Raw genomic sequence first — 16024 nt, 5'->3', positions numbered from 1 at the left:
ATGCAGAATGAAGAAGGTTTTACTCTTTTAGAAATGTTGTTAGTTATGGTTGTCATAACTGTATTATTACTATTAATTATTCCAAATGTAGTTAAGCAGCGATCCTCGGTGCAGGAAAAAGGGTGTGAAGCCTACGTGAAATCTGTAGAAGCACAAATACAGGCATATCAACTCGAAAATAATAAAATACCTACAATCGAGGAATTAAAAACTAAAAAATATATTGCTGTTGATGAATGTCCGAAAGGTAAACCAATCCATATTTCTGATGATGGCACGGTATCAGCAGGGAAATCGTGAAGCAAAAGGGTTTTACTCTTTTAGAGATGCTACTTGTTTTATTTGCTGTTTCTGTACTGAGTATTGTTACGCATGTTAACGTTACTTCATTACATGAAAAACAAAGAGTTGAGCAGTTTTTGAAACAGTTTTCAAATGATATTTTGTATATGCAGCAGTTGGCAATTAAGCGTCAAAAAAAATATACGTTACGCTGGTTTAAAGGGAAAAAGATGTATTATATTTCGGAATCAGAGACGGATTTTTTAATTGTTAAGAGAGAATACAATAAAGATATCCAATTGGATTTGCATACCTTTCCAAATCCAATGACATATAATCCGAGCGGAAATATTAATAGAGGTGGTACGATTTTACTTTCCTATCAAGGGTATAAATATGAGATTGTATTTCAGCTTGGAAGAGGGAGATTTACGTATCGTGAAGTGTCAAAAAGGATCAGTAATGGTTGAAATGGTTGTAGCGTTAAGTTTAATAATGGTGGCGGTATCGTTATTACTCCCGCAAACATTATTAATTATGCAGGAAAGAAAAAATATAAACATGAGCTATAAAGCATTAATATTATTAAAAAAAGAAGCGGCCTTGTTTAAGTATGAGGATGAGGAAAAGCGAGAAAAAGAGCAAGTCATAAAAGGGATTGTATATTACACATATTGGAGAGGAGATGAAGTTTGTGCGGTGTGGAAAGATATGAGAGAAAAAGCGATGGAGCAATGTCTTTATGCAGAGAAAAGATAAAAAGGAAGCGGGATTTACCTTAATAGAAATGATCGCATGTTTGTTGCTTTTATCGATGTTCTTTTTACTTTTACCGCGTCTTCATATTATGGGGATAGAAAATACACATTCAAAAGGATTAAATGACTGGGAGTGGGATGTGTTTTTAGGACAAATGCAATTAGAGTTTCGTGAAGTAATGAGTGGGAGGAAGATAGAACGAGAAAATGATGGGAATATTTTGCGTTTCCAACTTCGTAATGAGGATGAGGTGACGTATGAAAAAGTGAATAGTAATTTAATAAGAAAAGTAAATATGCGCGGAAGGGAAGTTATATTACAAAGGATTGAAGCGATTTCATATAGATTAACACCTCAGTTGCTATATATACGTGTGAAAGATATAGGTGGTGAAATATATGAAGGCGTGGTTGTACGCTATAGTGAAATTGAGATAGAAACATGAGAAACCAAGATGGATTTGCAATGCCAGGAACAATTATTTTTCTTATTTTATTAATTTCTTTTTTGATGTGCGAAACGAATATATTACTTTTGGATAAAAAGTTTTATGCTGAAATAGAACAAAATTTTTTCATGGAGGAACTTATTGATCGAGCTATTTCAGATATAAAAAGAGACTTACAGCAAAAAGAAAAAGAGGATATTTTTTTGTTTCAGTATGAAAGAGGAGAAGCGAGTGGAAAGTACATCTTTGAAAATGATGTTATTATCATTTCGTTGCAATGTGTTACAAAGCAGAGAGTTTTCTATACAGTGAGCTTTCGCTATAGGAAAAGAGATAATAAAATATTTGATTGGGTAGAAGGATAGTGTGTAAAATACGCGGGAGAGAACCACTAATTCCTATTGTGGAGTGAGTTAATTTCTTTGAGGGAAGGGATAAAATCACAGTCAAAAGTTTAAATTTTCTCAAAAAAGAGAAAGGTAGAAAGAATATGATATATTCATGCTATCCAATCATTTTTTCTAGGGAGATAAGGAAATGACAAATAACAATCAAATAGGTGAAAATAAGGAACAAACTATTTTTGATCATAAAGGAAATACGATTATGACAGAGGATAGGGAAATACAAATTATTTCAAAATTCGAAGAACCTCTTATTGTCGTATTAGGAAATGTACTAAGTGATGAAGAGTGTGATGAATTAATCGAATTATCTAAAAGTAAGATGGAACGTTCTAAAGTTGGTTCATCCCGTGATGTAAATGATATTCGAACAAGTAGCGGTGCATTTTTGGAAGACAATGAACTTACTTCGACGATTGAAAAACGAATTTCATCTATCATGAATGTTCCTGTGGCGCATGGAGAAGGATTGCACATTTTAAATTATAAAGTGGATCAACAATATAAAGCGCACTATGATTATTTTGCGGAACATAGTAGATCAGCTGCTAATAATCGTATCAGTACGCTTATAATGTACTTAAATGATGTAGAAGAAGGCGGAGAAACATTCTTTCCGAAATTAAATCTTTCTGTACACCCTAGAAAGGGAATGGCAGTATACTTTGAGTATTTTTATCAAGATCAATCACTAAATGAGCTTACGTTACATGGAGGGGCACCTGTTACGAAGGGCGAGAAATGGATTGCAACGCAGTGGGTGAGAAGAGGTACTTATAAGTAAAAATAAGCTAGCTAGCTTATTTGACTGCACGATAATAGCGAGTATGTTACGTTTTGTTCTTCATAGCATAAGAAGAACAAAACGTTTTTTTATTAAATAAAGCAACAACTTTCGTTATAATAACAAATAATAACGGAGGATTGAGAGGAACGAAAATGAAATCTATATACATAACTGGCTATATGGGAGCCGGGAAAACAACAATTGGAAAAGCGTTAAGTAAAGAACTTTATATGGAAGTTGTAGATACAGATCAAAAAATCGAAGAGCAGAAAGAGAAAGCGATTCGGCATATTTTTGCAGAAGAAGGCGAAATGGTTTTTCGGGAATATGAAAGTGAAATGTTACGGTCACTACCGGTTCAGAATGTAATTATTACAACTGGTGGAGGGATTATTGAACGAGAGGAAAATCGAAAGTGGATGAAGGAAAATGGAACTGTCGTGTATTTATATTGTGATCCACATGTAATTGCAGAAAGGCTTCGCGAAGATACGACACGTCCACTATTTCAGAAGAAAGATATAGATGCATTTATAACGAAATTCGAATCGCGCCGAGCTTATTATGAAGAGGCACATATTCATATTGATACGACTAGTAAGTCGGTAAAGCAAATCATGAATGAATTAAAGGAAAAGATTAATGAATAAAAAAGTGGACATACTAATCAAGTAGAGGTGATGATAATATGTCTACTAATGATTATGTACGCTTTGTGACACAGCAATTTGTGTCGTATATGGATGCTCCAAAAGAGGATCGAAAACAAAAGAAAGAACAACGTCGTGCGGAGAAAGAGCCATTCTTAAACAAATGGTTTGGTGTTATGCCATTGAGCGCTGCTTTGTTTTATCGAAATGTAAAAAATAAGAGAAAAAAATCAAGTTAATCATTCTTCGTTCACTTGTGAGGCGTATAGCCAATAAAAATCCCCTAGTATAACAAGATGCTAGGGGATTTTTTGTTTATCCCGCATTAACGGGCAGTAAGGGATGAACAAAACCCCCACTGATTAAAGTTTCACTTTATTGCACAGATTCTTTTTCTTCAGTAACTGCATGTATTTTATTGTTTACCCATACAAATCCAATTCCAATACAAATAGAAATGCCCCACCCAACAGCGGTCATAATAGCTCTCATTTCACCATATCCATCTACACCGAAAACAGAGATGAAATAGATTTTCAAGAAACTCTTTAATATAAATTGAAGACCGAAAAATAGTGTTAAATATTGCAGTGCTGGATATATACGGCTATCTCGGTAAAGCTCACGACTTTTATCGCGGTCATGACCTTGCAATGCAGCAATGTCTGCAGCGAAATATAACATCAGTGGTTTTTTTATAAAGATTGTACATATAACGATGCAGCCAAGTACGATATGATAATATGCATCATTCCATAGCATTCGTTCGGCTGATCCAGATAATAAATCTACCGTCGTATTAGAAATGAGTGTAATTAAAATAAAGAACCCTGTCACGTTAAACTGTTTTTCTTTTTTAAAGGTATACAGTGTATAAATAATCCCCGGAACAGAGGAAATTAACATCGCGTAATAAGGATCGATATAAGGTTTTGCAAATTTCCAAATGAGGAATGGGAATACGAGATAAAAGACAAGATCTAATATAGCTTTTTTATTTTGATTCATATAAATCCTCCTTAAGTCATACATATATTTTATAATATAATTTCTGAAAATTGTATAATCTTTAATAAAAAAAAGAAAAGTAGATGATTAGTAGATTAAAAAAATTGTCCCTAGCGTAGTAAGTTTTTTTAGTATATAATAAAGGAAACGCTTTCATTTTTGTTTTGTTCACAAAATGGACGGAAAATCACATATTTACTATTGATATGTTGCTTTATAATGAAACTAATTAAATATACATGCATACAATATTGTGAAATAAATAACATAAATAATCTATATAAATGTAAACGTTACCAAAGAGAGAGGTGGAGACAATGAGTAAATTTTTCTTCAATCATAATCCAGCAACACTAGAGGATGGTAGGCTTGTTAAGTACGCTGAAATTATTTATGGAGAAGGTGGCCGTTCTGTATTAGAAAATTTAATGGTGAAGGCATCTATCAGATTGCGTGATCGTTATCCGAATAAATCTGACGAGCAGATCTCGAACCTCGTAAATAAAGGCATCCATGATATGTTTCAAAAATATGTGAGTGAGTAAGAGTAGCCAATGGCTGCTCTTATTTTTTTTGTATAAGGATTGTGCCTCTAGCTGAAAATAAGGGGGTATTTTGAAAGACTTAAAAAGGAGTGGAAAAGATGAGCAATGGAATTGGACGTTCAAAAGAAAATCTGCCGACTGATGCTAATCATGTGAGTGCAAAGGATCGTGCATATCAAAAACGTATGACAGAGAAAAAACAACGAGAGCGTAATGACGATAGAGAATAGGATGGAAAAACATCTAAAAAAAGCTCCTTCTACAGTTGAAGGAGCTTTTTTTAAGATAGAAAATGATTTGCGGTAATATAAAAGAGGCCGCCGTTTATAATTTGCATTGTAATGCGTGGTTCGTATTGTTCTTGTAATGCTTGCTTTTCAATTTCATAGCTTTCTGGAAGTTCATCGCTATCTTCGTAAAATCGATTTAAAAGGTCTAAATCGTGATTCCAACGCACTCTTGCTTCTTTTGCCCACGTATGGTCATCTTCTGCGATTATATGTTTTAAAGCGTCCTCTATACGTTGTAAACCACTTTGTGGCTTAATGATAGGGGAAAGCGTAAAACAAAAATCAGGTATTTTCGGGGTGACTCTTATCTCTGTTAAAGTGTCATGGAAGTTTGCGATCATTGTTCCAGAAATAAGGTGAATACCGATGGAATGAAGGATGTCTTTTTTTCGGTCGCATTGATAAGATACTTTTATATTTACACCAAGCCAAGGGTGGAGTGGGGTATGTGTTGCCCCGTTATGTTTCACGTCCTCGTATAACCGTATGTATGAGCCTAGTTCTTTTGTCGTTTCAAAGATTTGATGCAAACGTGGTGAACCATAATGAATAAGTTCACCATCGTTTTCTTCGTTTTCCGGATTTGTAATAAGAGTAAGGCGCATAGGATTCGGAACGCCTCCTGTTTTTTCAAGATAGTGCCAATAGAAAGGACGGTTCATTAATAGCTTATCCATTTCAATTGTTAACTGCACGTCTAATAGGTGAGGGGAATGTTCTAAAATTTCGCAGTTATTCGCCTCAAAAAAGTTATATAAGTAATTATGAATTTCATTTTGCTGCATAGTCCTGCACCTCAGCTTCATTGCGCTTCGCAAAGTCGATAATAGATGTCAAGTTTTCCATTTTGATTCGAATTTCTCCTTCGCTTTTTGACTGTGCGAAAATTTCTTGAATATGAGCATCGATATTTTTCATGTTGATTCTCGTTAAAATTTCATCGAGTTCACCGATTACTCGTTCAAATAAATTAATTTTTTCATACAGTAGTTTTAAAATATGTTCTTCAACAGTATGCTTTGTTGCTAAGTTATAAATATGAACATCATTTTTTTGGCCAAGACGATGAATACGTCCAATTCTTTGTTCGAGTCTCATTGGATTCCACGGTAAGTCATAATTGATCATATGGCTACAAAACTGTAAGTTAATTCCTTCACCGCCGGCTTCGGTCGCGATTAACACTTGAGCATGATTTTGGAAAAGTTCCTTCATCCAGTCTTTCTTTCCGCGTTTAAATCCACCACGAAATGGAACAGAGGAAATTCCATGTTGTTGTAAGAACCATTGTAAATACATTTGTGACGCTCTATATTCAGTGAAAATGATGACTTTATCATCAATTTCCTTTATAAGCTCTAGAGCTTTATTTGCTTTTGAGTTGAAAGGAATATGATTAATTTTGTCCATTAACACATCAATATGTGGTTCCTTTATGTAGTGTTCATTTTCTTTCTGTCTTTTTTCTACATGCTTTTTTAATGAATAGTAAACAGCTTCGCGACTACTACATGCTTCCCGTTTTAAAGTTAAAGATGAGAAAGCAGACGTAAAGGCATCTTGTCCTCGCCAATTTTCAATCGCGTTATATAGCGCTTGTTCTTCTTCATTAAACTCAACAAAAATTGTACGTACATGCCTTTTTGGCCAATCAATTCCAGTATTATGACGTCGATTTCGGACCATTACTTTGTTGATGAGAGCTTTTAAATCTTCATCAGATTCAGCCGAGCGATTTTTTGAAGCATAATATTCTTCAAAATTAGATTGGTTGCCTAAATGACCTGGTTTTAATAAAGAAACGAGGTTGAAGATTTCATCGATTTTATTTTGAACAGGAGTAGCGGTTAGTAATAAACAAAACTTCTTTTTTAATCGTTGTGCAAATTCATAGTTTTTTGTTTTATTATTTTTTAGTTTATGTGCTTCATCAATAATAATAAGGTCATATTCTAAGTTTAAAACGATATCGCGATGCGGCGACCGTTTCGCAGTATCAATTGATGAGACGATGACATCAGCTTGTTCCCAAGAATAACTTTTCTTTTGAGCGACCGCAGGAATAAAAAATTTTGTGTTTAGTTCATATGCCCACTGAGATACGAGAGAAGCTGGAACTAGAATGAGTACCTTTTTTACAAGTCCCCGCACCATATATTCTTTTAAAATAAGTCCAGCTTCGATTGTTTTTCCAAGTCCAACTTCATCTGCCAAAATCGCTTTACCATTCATTTGTTCAATAACATTTTGAGCAACTTCTAATTGATGCGGAAGTGGCGTGAAATGTGATAAGTGTTTTGGTGCTTGTAATCCATCAAAAGTAGGGACGAGTAATGATTTTTCAGTTTTATAAGCTAATTGATATAAATCCCAATTTGTCCAAGGGCCATCTTCATCAATTCTTTTTAAAAAATTATTTTGCCACGTTCGATCTACGGAAATATCGACATTCATTCAGACGCTCCCACCTTTTATAAACTAAAGTTATTATTAAAAAATATTTATTATAAGCCTTGTTATAAGGCATTATCACAATTACTAAAAGTTAAAGAATAAGCAGTGATAAAGGGATAAATCTCAAAAGTTCTATTTAATAAGAATAAGAATAAAAAATTCTAAATTATTTTTTATGCTAGAATATTGATGAAATATAGCGAATGATGTTAGGATAATGGTGTGAAATGTGTGGAATCTTTCGTATTTTATCCAAGAAAGTAACTTTTTATTTACGCTTTCATAAAAAAAATGATGAGATTCCGTATATCCTATCTTTTCAGAATGAAAATGTTTAGATATGGAAAGCAACTTTTATTGATTTGTCAGAGCATAAGGGGGAAAGAGCATGATTACATTACAACGTACACCGTTATTTGATGTATACGCGAAGTATGGTGGGAAAACAATCGACTTTGGTGGCTGGGAATTACCAGTTCAATTTTCAAGCATTAAAGAAGAACACGAAGCTGTACGTACAGCGGCAGGTTTGTTCGATGTGTCTCATATGGGAGAAGTTGAGGTAAAGGGTGTAGATAGTTTAGCATTTTTACAACGTGTTGTTACAAATGACGTTTCTACCTTAAAGGTAGGAGGCGCACAATATACAGCTATGTGCTACGAAAATGGTGGTACAGTAGATGATTTATTAATCTACAAACGTGGTGAAGAAGACTATTTATTAGTAATCAATGCATCAAATATCGAGAAAGATTACGAATGGTTAGCTAGCCATGTAATTGGCGATGCGACAGTAGTCAATGTTTCTAGTGAAGTTGCACAGCTTGCAATTCAAGGACCAAAAGCAGAAGGCATTTTACAAAAAGTTGTGTCAGAAGATTTGAAAGAAATTAAGTTCTTTAAATTTAAAAACGATATTCTTGTAGATGGAATTCCAGCACTTGTATCTCGTACAGGTTACACAGGTGAAGATGGATTTGAAATTTACTGTAAGAGTGAAGATGCTGCAAAGCTTTGGGAGAAACTTCTTGAAGTTGGAGCAGAAGAAGGCTTAAAAGCATGTGGTTTAGGTGCTCGTGATACACTTCGCTTCGAAGCAACATTACCACTTTATGGTCAAGAATTATCAAAAGATATTACACCGATTGAAGCTGGAATTGGCTTTGCGGTAAAACCAAATAAAGAAGCAGACTTCTTTGGAAAAGAAACGTTAAAAGAGCAAAAAGAAAACGGTGCGCCTCGTAAGTTAGTCGGCATCGAAGTAATCGAACGTGGAATTCCTCGTACGCATTACCCTGTATTTATTGGAGAAGAAAAAATCGGGGAAGTAACGAGTGGTACACAATCTCCAACGTTAAAGAAAAGCATTGGTTTAGCACTAATTGATGTAAAATACGCAGCAGTTGATACAGAAGTAGAAATTGAAATTCGTAATAAACGCGTCAAAGCAGTAGTTGTTCCAACACCATTTTATAAACGTTCAAAGTAACGGGGAGAGGGGTAGATTTCATGTTGCATCGTTATCTTCCAATGACAGAAGAAGACAAAAAAGAAATGTTACAAACGATCGGCGTTCAAACGATCGATGAGTTATTCTCTGATATTCCAGAGAGTGTTCGTTTTAAAGGGGATTTAAAAATTAAAGAAGCAAAATCAGAGCCAGAGCTTTTAAAAGAGTTAACTCAAATGGCTAGTAAAAATGCTAACTTAAAAGAGTACGCTTCTTTCTTAGGAGCAGGCGTATATGATCATTACGCTCCAGTAATTGTAGATCACGTTATCTCTCGCTCAGAATTTTATACAGCTTACACGCCATACCAACCAGAAATTTCACAAGGGGAATTACAAGCAATCTTTGAATTCCAAACAATGATTTGTGAATTAACAGGAATGGATGTAGCAAACTCTTCTATGTACGACGGAGGTACAGCTTTAGCTGAAGCGGCAATGCTAGCAGCTGGCCATACTCGTAAAAAGAAAATTCTTGTATCTAGCGCAGTTCATCCAGAATCAAGAGCAGTACTTGAAACGTATGCAAAAGGTCAACATCTTGAAGTTGTTGAAATTAATCATAAAGATGGTGTAACTGATTTAGACGTATTACAAAGTGAAGTAGATGATACAGTTGCTTGTGTAATCGTTCAATATCCAAACTTCTTCGGACAAGTTGAAAAATTAGCTGATATTGAAAAAATCGTTCATCAACAAAAATCATTATTTATCGTTTCTTCAAATCCATTATCATTAGGCGCATTAACACCACCAGGAAAATTTGGTGCTGATATTGTAATCGGTGATGCACAACCATTTGGTATTCCAACGCAGTTTGGTGGACCACACTGTGGTTACTTTGCAACAACGAAAGCATTTATGCGTAAAATTCCAGGACGTCTTGTTGGACAAACTGTAGATTCAGATGGTAAACGTGGGTTTGTATTAACGTTACAAGCACGTGAACAGCATATTCGCCGTGATAAAGCGACGTCTAACATTTGTTCAAACCAAGCGTTAAATGCATTAGCAGCATCAGTTGCAATGACTGCGCTTGGAAAACAAGGTGTGAAAGAAATGGCACGTCAAAACATTTCTAAAGCACAATATGCAAAACGTCAATTCGAAGCGAAAGGCTTCTCTGTAACGTTCGCTGGTCCATTCTTCAATGAGTTCGTTGTAGATTGCAAACGTCCAGTTAAAGAAGTAAATGATGTATTATTACAAAAGAATATTATCGGTGGTTACGATCTAGGCCGTGATTATAAAGAGCATGAAAATCATATGCTTGTAGCAGTAACAGAGCTTCGTACAAAAGAGGAAATTGACACACTTGTAAATGAAATGGGGGCTATCCAATGAAGAATCAAGACCAAGCACTTATTTTTGAAGTGACTAAAGAAGGACGCGTAGGATATAGCTTACCCAAATTAGATGTAGAAGAAGTTAAATTAGAAGATGTATTTGAGAGCGATTATATTCGCGTTGAAGATGCAGAGCTTCCAGAAGTATCTGAACTTGATATTATGCGCCATTACACAGCGCTTTCAAACCGTAACCACGGTGTTGATTCTGGATTCTACCCACTTGGATCTTGTACGATGAAATATAATCCGAAAATCAATGAAAATGTAGCTCGTTTCGCAGGCTTTGCAAATATTCATCCACTTCAAGATGAAAAAACAGTGCAAGGTGCAATGGAATTAATGTACGATTTACAAGAACATTTAATTGAAATTACAGGTATGGATACTGTTACATTACAACCAGCAGCTGGTGCACATGGTGAATGGACGGGTTTAATGTTAATCCGTGCATATCATGAAGCAAATGGTGACTTTAACCGTACGAAAGTAATTGTTCCTGACTCTGCTCATGGAACAAATCCAGCATCTGCAACTGTAGCTGGTTTTGAAACAATTACAGTAAAATCAAATGAACATGGTCTTGTTGACTTAGATGATTTAAAACGTGTTGTAAATGAAGAAACAGCAGCACTTATGTTAACAAATCCAAATACATTAGGCCTATTCGAAGAAAATATTTTAGAAATGGCAGAAATCGTCCATAACGCAGGCGGTAAATTATACTATGATGGTGCAAACTTAAATGCGGTATTAAGTCAAGCACGCCCAGGAGATATGGGATTTGACGTTGTGCATTTAAACCTTCATAAAACATTTACAGGTCCGCATGGTGGCGGTGGCCCAGGTTCTGGTCCAGTAGGTGTGAAAGCTGATTTAATTCCGTACTTACCAAAACCAATTTTAGAAAAAACGGAAAATGGTTACCACTTCAACTACGATCGTCCAGAAGCAATTGGACGTGTGAAACCATTCTATGGTAACTTCGGAATTAACGTTCGTGCATACACATACATTCGTTCTATGGGTCCAGATGGCTTGCGTGCAGTAACGGAATATGCTGTATTAAATGCGAACTATATGATGAGAAGATTAGCTCCATTCTATGATCTTCCGTTCGATAGACATTGTAAGCATGAATTTGTATTATCAGGTCGTCGTCAAAAGAAACTTGGTGTACGTACATTAGATATTGCAAAACGTCTGCTTGATTTCGGTTACCATCCACCAACAATTTACTTCCCATTAAATGTGGAAGAATGTATTATGATTGAGCCGACAGAAACAGAATCAAAAGAAACATTAGACGGTTTCATTGATAAGATGATTCAAATCGCTAAAGAAGTAGAAGAAAATCCAGAAGTTGTACAAGAAGCGCCACATACAACGGTAATTAAACGTTTGGATGAAACATTGGCTGCACGTAAACCTGTTTTACGTTATGAAAAGCTAGCTCCTGTACAAGTTTGATTCGAATAAAAAAGAACTCGCTATATGCGGGTTCTTTTTTTTGTGCAGGTAGGATGAAAAAAGTGTTAAAAATTATTATTTTTTGTTTCATATTGCTGTAAAGAAGCAGTTTTATAGATGATTTTGTTGAAAAAGTCGGTTTGATAAAAGTATTTATTTTTGTTAGAATTTTATTGAAATTAAGAAGATGTGATGAGGCAAAAATTACTCATTTTTATGTATATGTGAAAAAACGAGCAATACGGGGGTGAAAGTGTGGGATATCGATGTTATAGAATGGTATACCATTTAGAAAATGGAGAAACAATTAAAGATATAAAAGAATTTTGTTACCGAGACCAAGGGAAAGTGCTAGAAAGAGTAGCTCATCGTGTAATGGACAATAGAGAAGTAACAGCGATTGATAAACAGGGAACGATCATTTCAATAGCATGTGAGGACATTGTAAAGGTGGAACTTGATTACATAACAGAAAGTTAACCTTGAGTCATATCGAATTATTCGATAAAATATACTGTTGAATGGTGAAGAGAGCAGAGAGGAGTTTATCATGGGTAGTACAAGACACTTTTATATGTTTATTTTAGCTTTTGTTCTTGTTGTGGCGTTAACAATTTATTTAATTGTTGATAGTAGCTGGTACAATACAGTTCATCCGGCATTCCTTCTATTTATGTATGTAGGAATTGCGGTTGTTAGTTTCGGAATGAGAGACGAAATGTTAGATCGCTTTGAAAAGTGATACATATACGAAAGACCAACAGGAAAATGTTGGTCTTTTTTTCTTGCCAAAAATAGGATGGTGTGTATATACTGTATATATAAGGTATATACAGTATATACACACTGGAGGAAAACATGAATATTATTATTTCGAATTCTTCCCAAGACCCTATTTATGTGCAAATAAGGAAACAATTAAGCCAGCTTATTTTAAATGGTGGTTTAAAGGGTGGAGATCAGTTACCGTCTATTCGTAGCTTAGCGAAAGAATTACAAATTAGTGTAATTACAACGAAGCGTGCGTACGAGGAGCTTGAAAAAGAAGGATATATAGAAACTGTTGCTGGCAAGGGGACTTATGTTTCACGTAAAAGTAATGAACTATTAAAAGAACAGCGGCTACATCTATTGGAAAGTAAAGCGGAAGAGATTGTGAATGAAAGTAAAGTGTTGCAGCTTTCACTTGAAGATTTACAACAGATGATTGCGTATTTATACAAGGGGGAATAAGAGATGTTAGAGCTGAAAGATGTTTGTAAAACTTATCAAGACTTCTCAGTGAAAAATATAAGTTTTACATTGCCACGTGGATATATTATGGGATTTGTTGGACCGAATGGAGCGGGGAAAAGTACGACGATCAAAATGATTATGAATTTAATTAGAAAAGATAGTGGCGATATAAAAATTTTTGGCAAAGACAATAAGAAAGCCGAAAAGGAAATAAAACAAAATATCGGTTTTGTATATGATGAAAATCATTATTACGAAGATTTAACGTGTGAACAAATGAAGCGTATTATTGCACCGTTATATAAAAAGTGGGACGAAAATCAATATCAATCATATATGCAGAGATTACAAGTTCCAAAGTATAAAAAAATTAAAGAACTATCAAAAGGGATGAAAATGAAATTTGCGATTGCCATCGCACTTTCGCACCACGCAGAGTTTATCATTATGGATGAACCGACAGCAGGATTAGATCCAGTTGTCCGAAGTGAATTACTTGATATGTTGCAAGAAATTGTCATGGAAGATGAAGTATCTGTATTATTCTCAACGCATATTACAACAGATTTAGTGCGCATCGCAGATTATATTACGTTCATCAACGATGGAGAAATTATATTTACTGGTGAAAAAGATGAATTAATGGAGAACTACGTAATCGTAAAGGGAAGTAATGATTTATTAGATCGAGAAGGAAAAGAGCTGTTTGTTGGATTACGAAAAAATAAGTTTGGTTTCGAAGGTTTAGCGAAGGATAAACAAGCAATTATCGATTGGTTTGGAAATGAGGTTGTAATAGAAAAGCCTACATTAGACGATATCATCGTTTACACTGCGAAAGGGAGAGGTGCTTATGCGTCAGCTCATCTATAAAGATTTGTTCTTTTTTCGGGTAACTTGGTTAGTGAATCTTGTTCTCCCCCTTGTGTTATTTATGTTAGATCCAGGTGGTGAATTGTTATTTTCGATGAGTTGTTTATTTATAACACTTTCTTCTGTTATGACGCTAATCTTTATGGATGAAAGAAATAAAAGTGACATTGTTATAAATAGTTTACCGGTAAGTCGAAAGGATATCATTATTGCTAGATATATTTCCTGTGCAATATTCATAGTAGGCGGCATACTCTCTACGATGTTAGTTGTTTTTCTTATAAGAGGCATTGTGGTTATTGGTGATATCGGTGCATACCATCCTAATCTATACATTGAAATTCCATGGTATGAAGTAATAAATGGAGCTGTTTACGCCGTATTTTTTGTTGTGATACTTTTCCCTAGTTATTACGGTACAAAATCGAAGGTAGTAAGAAGTATAGTATCAGCAGCATCAATGGGAGTGGGTGTAATTCTTTGGATGTTTATTAGTGAGGGGCTGAATGAAACAGCACCCTCATTCATTGAGTGGATAATGAATCCTATGCATACTGGTGTATTTATAGTTGGATTCATTACATTAGTTAGTATTTACATTGCTTCTATGCTTCTTACAATTAAAATTTATGAAACGCGTGATTTGTAGAGAGGAGAATTCAGATGCAACGGTTGATTTTGAAGGAGTTTTTCATACAGAAGAAGATGTTTCTTTTATATTTTTTAATACCTATTTTCTCTGTTTTTAGGAATCCCGTCCAACCAATGGGAATTGCAATAGGATTATTTATAACATGTAGTACGATTATATATATTTCTTTTTATTATGACGAGAAAAGTAAAACAGAAAAAGTATTAGTGAGTTTGCCTATAACGAGAACAGAGATAGTTATAGCTAAATATATTTCAAGCGCATTATTTATTATGGCTGGTTTGAGTACAACTTTTATAGTCGTAATATTAGGAAATATTCTATTGAACAGAGATATAGTTATGCCTGGATATGCAATCTTTTCAGCAATAGTAGCAACTTTGATTTATTGTGTAGTAACGATACCTACTAATTACATTGGAGGATATAAAGCTATTACTGTCTTGAATGTGATTATGATTTTTCCTTTAATGGGTACGATTGGTCTTATGTGCAATATTTTTGGTGATAAAATAATCATGCTAAAAGTACTTCAATCTGAAGATGCTACACTAGCAATGGGTGCTCTTAGTATCGGAGTGTTAGTAAGTATAGTCATATCAATGTTACTCTCAATGAAAATGTTTCAGGAGGCAGAGTTATAGAAGGGACGCTTTCATATTAGGAGGTGTAATACATGATCAAGCAACTAGTCTTAAAAGATATGATGTTGCAAAGAAAGTTAGGGGTTGTGGGATTCATATGCTTGCTGTTCCTTGTAATTGTTGATTTTGGTAGCGACAACTTCCTTATGACGCTTAGTATATCTATACCCATCCTTGGAACGATATGGTCGACGAATTATGAGGCTAGAAATAAAAGTGAAATGATAGTAAATAGTTTACCATTTGAGCGTAAAGAAATTGTCATAGCAAAATATATATTTGTCAGCATTTTAGTTGCTTTAGGTGGCATCTTCTCACTTGTAGTTGGTTTAATCCAGTTACAAAATGAACATATAACTGGATTTATGTTGTGGGGAGCGATTCTGGGAGGAATAACAGGTGGTGTTGTTTATAGCGTGATTGTACTTCCGATTGAATTTTCGGTGGGATATAGCAGTACGAAACAGGTCGCTTTTCTTATTGGAATCATAATTGGGGGATTAAGTGGAGTGATTGTAAGTAGCATATGGTTAGATATAGAGAATGCTTGGAGCACAAGTCTAGTCGTAAATGTTTGTTTTATAGCAGGGCTGCTTCTCTTATATATCATGTCTATGTTACTCTCAATTAATTTGTATAGTGAGCGTGATTTGTAAGGGGAGGATAG

General features: G+C 34.7%; 24 protein-coding genes. 20 read left to right on the top strand and 4 right to left on the bottom strand.

The annotated features are described in order from the left end of the window. From comGC to BAQ49_RS22530, 8 genes are all read left to right on the top strand, one after another. Window positions 1-300, top strand: a complete 300-nt coding sequence (gene comGC, locus BAQ49_RS22565) for a competence type IV pilus major pilin ComGC (RefSeq protein WP_002145747.1) — start codon at window positions 1-3, stop codon at window positions 298-300. After that, window positions 297-752, top strand: coding sequence for a competence type IV pilus minor pilin ComGD (gene comGD / locus BAQ49_RS22560; RefSeq protein WP_071747122.1), 456 nt, complete (start codon window positions 297-299; stop codon window positions 750-752). Before comGC ends, comGD begins: the two co-directional genes overlap by 4 nt. Continuing rightward, complete coding sequence (locus BAQ49_RS22555) at window positions 745-1041, top strand: competence protein ComG (RefSeq protein ID WP_071747121.1); 297 nt, start codon at window positions 745-747, stop codon at window positions 1039-1041. Before comGD ends, BAQ49_RS22555 begins: the two co-directional genes overlap by 8 nt. Further along, window positions 1025-1486 (top strand): competence type IV pilus minor pilin ComGF, encoded by a 462-nt coding sequence (comGF, locus tag BAQ49_RS22550; RefSeq protein WP_071747120.1) that lies wholly within the window; start codon window positions 1025-1027, stop codon window positions 1484-1486. The genes BAQ49_RS22555 and comGF overlap by 17 nt, the downstream gene beginning before the upstream one ends. Then, on the top strand, window positions 1483-1854 hold the full coding sequence (comGG, locus tag BAQ49_RS22545) for a competence type IV pilus minor pilin ComGG (RefSeq protein ID WP_071747119.1): 372 nt from the start codon (window positions 1483-1485) through the stop codon (window positions 1852-1854). The genes comGF and comGG overlap by 4 nt, the downstream gene beginning before the upstream one ends. A 172-nt stretch (window positions 1855-2026) precedes the next feature. Next, entirely contained in the window at window positions 2027-2677 is a 651-nt protein-coding gene (locus BAQ49_RS22540) for a 2OG-Fe(II) oxygenase (RefSeq protein WP_071747118.1), read from the top strand. 155 nt (window positions 2678-2832) lie between these two features. Next, the gene (locus BAQ49_RS22535; RefSeq protein ID WP_071747117.1) at window positions 2833-3330 is read left to right on the top strand and encodes a shikimate kinase; all 498 of its coding nucleotides are present in this window, start codon (window positions 2833-2835) and stop codon (window positions 3328-3330) included. A 38-nt stretch (window positions 3331-3368) separates the two neighbouring features. Then, complete coding sequence (locus tag BAQ49_RS22530; protein ID WP_071747116.1) at window positions 3369-3569, top strand: YqzE family protein; 201 nt, start codon at window positions 3369-3371, stop codon at window positions 3567-3569. Between the two features lie 136 nt (window positions 3570-3705). On the opposite strand, the gene BAQ49_RS22525 is transcribed toward BAQ49_RS22530, so the two are convergent. Both BAQ49_RS22525 and BAQ49_RS22520 read right to left on the bottom strand, forming a co-directional pair. Beyond that, the gene (locus BAQ49_RS22525) at window positions 3706-4338 is read right to left on the bottom strand and encodes a VC0807 family protein (protein ID WP_071747115.1); all 633 of its coding nucleotides are present in this window, start codon (window positions 4336-4338) and stop codon (window positions 3706-3708) included. Between the two features lie 128 nt (window positions 4339-4466). After that, entirely contained in the window at window positions 4467-4583 is a 117-nt protein-coding gene (locus BAQ49_RS22520; protein WP_071747169.1) for a GTP pyrophosphokinase, read from the bottom strand. Window positions 4584-4655: 72 nt separating this feature from the next. Here BAQ49_RS22520 and BAQ49_RS22515 point away from each other — a divergent pair, with 72 nt between their 5' ends. Together BAQ49_RS22515 and BAQ49_RS33970 are read left to right on the top strand one after the other, a co-directional pair. Further along, on the top strand, window positions 4656-4883 hold the full coding sequence (locus BAQ49_RS22515; protein ID WP_071747114.1) for a hypothetical protein: 228 nt from the start codon (window positions 4656-4658) through the stop codon (window positions 4881-4883). A 98-nt stretch (window positions 4884-4981) separates the two neighbouring features. Further along, a complete protein-coding gene (locus BAQ49_RS33970; protein WP_000064673.1) occupies window positions 4982-5113 on the top strand; it encodes a hypothetical protein in 132 nt (43 codons plus the stop codon). Window positions 5114-5163: 50 nt separating this feature from the next. Here the strand turns inward: BAQ49_RS33970 and BAQ49_RS22505 are convergent, their stop codons facing one another. Then, entirely contained in the window at window positions 5164-5958 is a 795-nt protein-coding gene (locus BAQ49_RS22505) for a YqhG family protein (protein WP_001186888.1), read from the bottom strand. Next, on the bottom strand, window positions 5945-7627 hold the full coding sequence (locus BAQ49_RS22500) for a DEAD/DEAH box helicase (protein WP_071747113.1): 1683 nt from the start codon (window positions 7625-7627) through the stop codon (window positions 5945-5947). Before BAQ49_RS22500 ends, BAQ49_RS22505 begins: the two co-directional genes overlap by 14 nt. 388 nt (window positions 7628-8015) lie before the next feature. On the opposite strand from BAQ49_RS22500, the gene gcvT reads away from it, so the two are divergent. From gcvT to BAQ49_RS22450, 10 genes are all read left to right on the top strand, one after another. After that, on the top strand, window positions 8016-9116 hold the full coding sequence (gcvT, locus tag BAQ49_RS22495; protein ID WP_000631766.1) for a glycine cleavage system aminomethyltransferase GcvT: 1101 nt from the start codon (window positions 8016-8018) through the stop codon (window positions 9114-9116). Window positions 9117-9136: 20 nt separating this feature from the next. Continuing rightward, window positions 9137-10480: an aminomethyl-transferring glycine dehydrogenase subunit 1 gene (gene gcvPA, locus BAQ49_RS22490; RefSeq protein WP_071747112.1), complete on the top strand. Its 1344-nt coding sequence runs from the start codon at window positions 9137-9139 to the stop codon at window positions 10478-10480. Further along, entirely contained in the window at window positions 10477-11952 is a 1476-nt protein-coding gene (gene gcvPB, locus BAQ49_RS22485) for an aminomethyl-transferring glycine dehydrogenase subunit 2 (RefSeq protein WP_002122485.1), read from the top strand. The genes gcvPA and gcvPB overlap by 4 nt, the downstream gene beginning before the upstream one ends. 276 nt (window positions 11953-12228) lie before the next feature. Next, a complete protein-coding gene (locus BAQ49_RS22480) occupies window positions 12229-12432 on the top strand; it encodes a DUF3929 family protein (protein WP_000262494.1) in 204 nt (67 codons plus the stop codon). Between the two features lie 70 nt (window positions 12433-12502). Next, window positions 12503-12694 (top strand): hypothetical protein, encoded by a 192-nt coding sequence (locus BAQ49_RS22475; RefSeq protein WP_000535934.1) that lies wholly within the window; start codon window positions 12503-12505, stop codon window positions 12692-12694. Window positions 12695-12810: 116 nt separating this feature from the next. Beyond that, the gene (locus tag BAQ49_RS22470) at window positions 12811-13185 is read left to right on the top strand and encodes a GntR family transcriptional regulator (protein WP_071747111.1); all 375 of its coding nucleotides are present in this window, start codon (window positions 12811-12813) and stop codon (window positions 13183-13185) included. Between the two features lie 3 nt (window positions 13186-13188). Beyond that, a complete protein-coding gene (locus tag BAQ49_RS22465) occupies window positions 13189-14061 on the top strand; it encodes an ABC transporter ATP-binding protein (protein ID WP_071747110.1) in 873 nt (290 codons plus the stop codon). After that, window positions 14042-14710, top strand: coding sequence for an ABC-2 transporter permease (locus tag BAQ49_RS22460; RefSeq protein WP_071747109.1), 669 nt, complete (start codon window positions 14042-14044; stop codon window positions 14708-14710). The genes BAQ49_RS22465 and BAQ49_RS22460 overlap by 20 nt, the downstream gene beginning before the upstream one ends. A gap of 14 nt (window positions 14711-14724) precedes the next feature. After that, window positions 14725-15357 carry an ABC-2 transporter permease gene (locus tag BAQ49_RS22455; RefSeq protein WP_071747108.1) on the top strand — a complete coding sequence of 211 codons (633 nt, stop codon included), beginning with the start codon at window positions 14725-14727 and terminating at the stop codon, window positions 15355-15357. A gap of 32 nt (window positions 15358-15389) precedes the next feature. After that, window positions 15390-16013 (top strand): ABC-2 transporter permease, encoded by a 624-nt coding sequence (locus BAQ49_RS22450; protein WP_071747107.1) that lies wholly within the window; start codon window positions 15390-15392, stop codon window positions 16011-16013. The last annotated feature ends 11 nt before the right edge of the window (window positions 16014-16024 follow it).

Source organism: Bacillus proteolyticus, from assembly GCF_001884065.1.
GTDB lineage: Bacteria > Bacillota > Bacilli > Bacillales > Bacillaceae_G > Bacillus_A > Bacillus_A proteolyticus.
This window is presented reverse-complemented; position numbering and strand designations above follow the sequence as displayed.

Bases quoted from the DNA above. Each gene is read 5' to 3' on its own strand.
- BAQ49_RS22455 (WP_071747108.1), top strand. From the start codon at position 14,725: ATGCAACGGTTGATTTTGAAGGAGTTTTTCATACAGAAGAAGATGTTT.
- comGG (WP_071747119.1), top strand. From the start codon at position 1,483: ATGAGAAACCAAGATGGATTTGCAATGCCAGGAACAATTATTTTTCTT.
- BAQ49_RS22460 (WP_071747109.1), top strand. From the start codon at position 14,042: ATGCGTCAGCTCATCTATAAAGATTTGTTCTTTTTTCGGGTAACTTGG.
- gcvPB (WP_002122485.1), top strand. From the start codon at position 10,477: ATGAAGAATCAAGACCAAGCACTTATTTTTGAAGTGACTAAAGAAGGA.
- gcvPA (WP_071747112.1), top strand. From the start codon at position 9,137: ATGTTGCATCGTTATCTTCCAATGACAGAAGAAGACAAAAAAGAAATG.
- BAQ49_RS22505 (WP_001186888.1), bottom strand. From the start codon at position 5,958: ATGCAGCAAAATGAAATTCATAATTACTTATATAACTTTTTTGAGGCG.
- BAQ49_RS22530 (WP_071747116.1), top strand. From the start codon at position 3,369: ATGTCTACTAATGATTATGTACGCTTTGTGACACAGCAATTTGTGTCG.
- BAQ49_RS22535 (WP_071747117.1), top strand. From the start codon at position 2,833: ATGAAATCTATATACATAACTGGCTATATGGGAGCCGGGAAAACAACA.
- comGF (WP_071747120.1), top strand. From the start codon at position 1,025: ATGCAGAGAAAAGATAAAAAGGAAGCGGGATTTACCTTAATAGAAATG.
- BAQ49_RS22555 (WP_071747121.1), top strand. From the start codon at position 745: ATGGTTGAAATGGTTGTAGCGTTAAGTTTAATAATGGTGGCGGTATCG.
- BAQ49_RS33970 (WP_000064673.1), top strand. From the start codon at position 4,982: ATGAGCAATGGAATTGGACGTTCAAAAGAAAATCTGCCGACTGATGCT.
- BAQ49_RS22480 (WP_000262494.1), top strand. From the start codon at position 12,229: ATGGTATACCATTTAGAAAATGGAGAAACAATTAAAGATATAAAAGAA.
- comGC (WP_002145747.1), top strand. From the start codon at position 1: ATGCAGAATGAAGAAGGTTTTACTCTTTTAGAAATGTTGTTAGTTATG.
- BAQ49_RS22465 (WP_071747110.1), top strand. From the start codon at position 13,189: ATGTTAGAGCTGAAAGATGTTTGTAAAACTTATCAAGACTTCTCAGTG.
- BAQ49_RS22540 (WP_071747118.1), top strand. From the start codon at position 2,027: ATGACAAATAACAATCAAATAGGTGAAAATAAGGAACAAACTATTTTT.
- BAQ49_RS22475 (WP_000535934.1), top strand. From the start codon at position 12,503: ATGGGTAGTACAAGACACTTTTATATGTTTATTTTAGCTTTTGTTCTT.
- BAQ49_RS22525 (WP_071747115.1), bottom strand. From the start codon at position 4,338: ATGAATCAAAATAAAAAAGCTATATTAGATCTTGTCTTTTATCTCGTA.
- BAQ49_RS22515 (WP_071747114.1), top strand. From the start codon at position 4,656: ATGAGTAAATTTTTCTTCAATCATAATCCAGCAACACTAGAGGATGGT.
- BAQ49_RS22500 (WP_071747113.1), bottom strand. From the start codon at position 7,627: ATGAATGTCGATATTTCCGTAGATCGAACGTGGCAAAATAATTTTTTA.
- gcvT (WP_000631766.1), top strand. From the start codon at position 8,016: ATGATTACATTACAACGTACACCGTTATTTGATGTATACGCGAAGTAT.
- BAQ49_RS22470 (WP_071747111.1), top strand. From the start codon at position 12,811: ATGAATATTATTATTTCGAATTCTTCCCAAGACCCTATTTATGTGCAA.
- BAQ49_RS22450 (WP_071747107.1), top strand. From the start codon at position 15,390: ATGATCAAGCAACTAGTCTTAAAAGATATGATGTTGCAAAGAAAGTTA.
- BAQ49_RS22520 (WP_071747169.1), bottom strand. From the start codon at position 4,583: ATGCATGTATATTTAATTAGTTTCATTATAAAGCAACATATCAATAGT.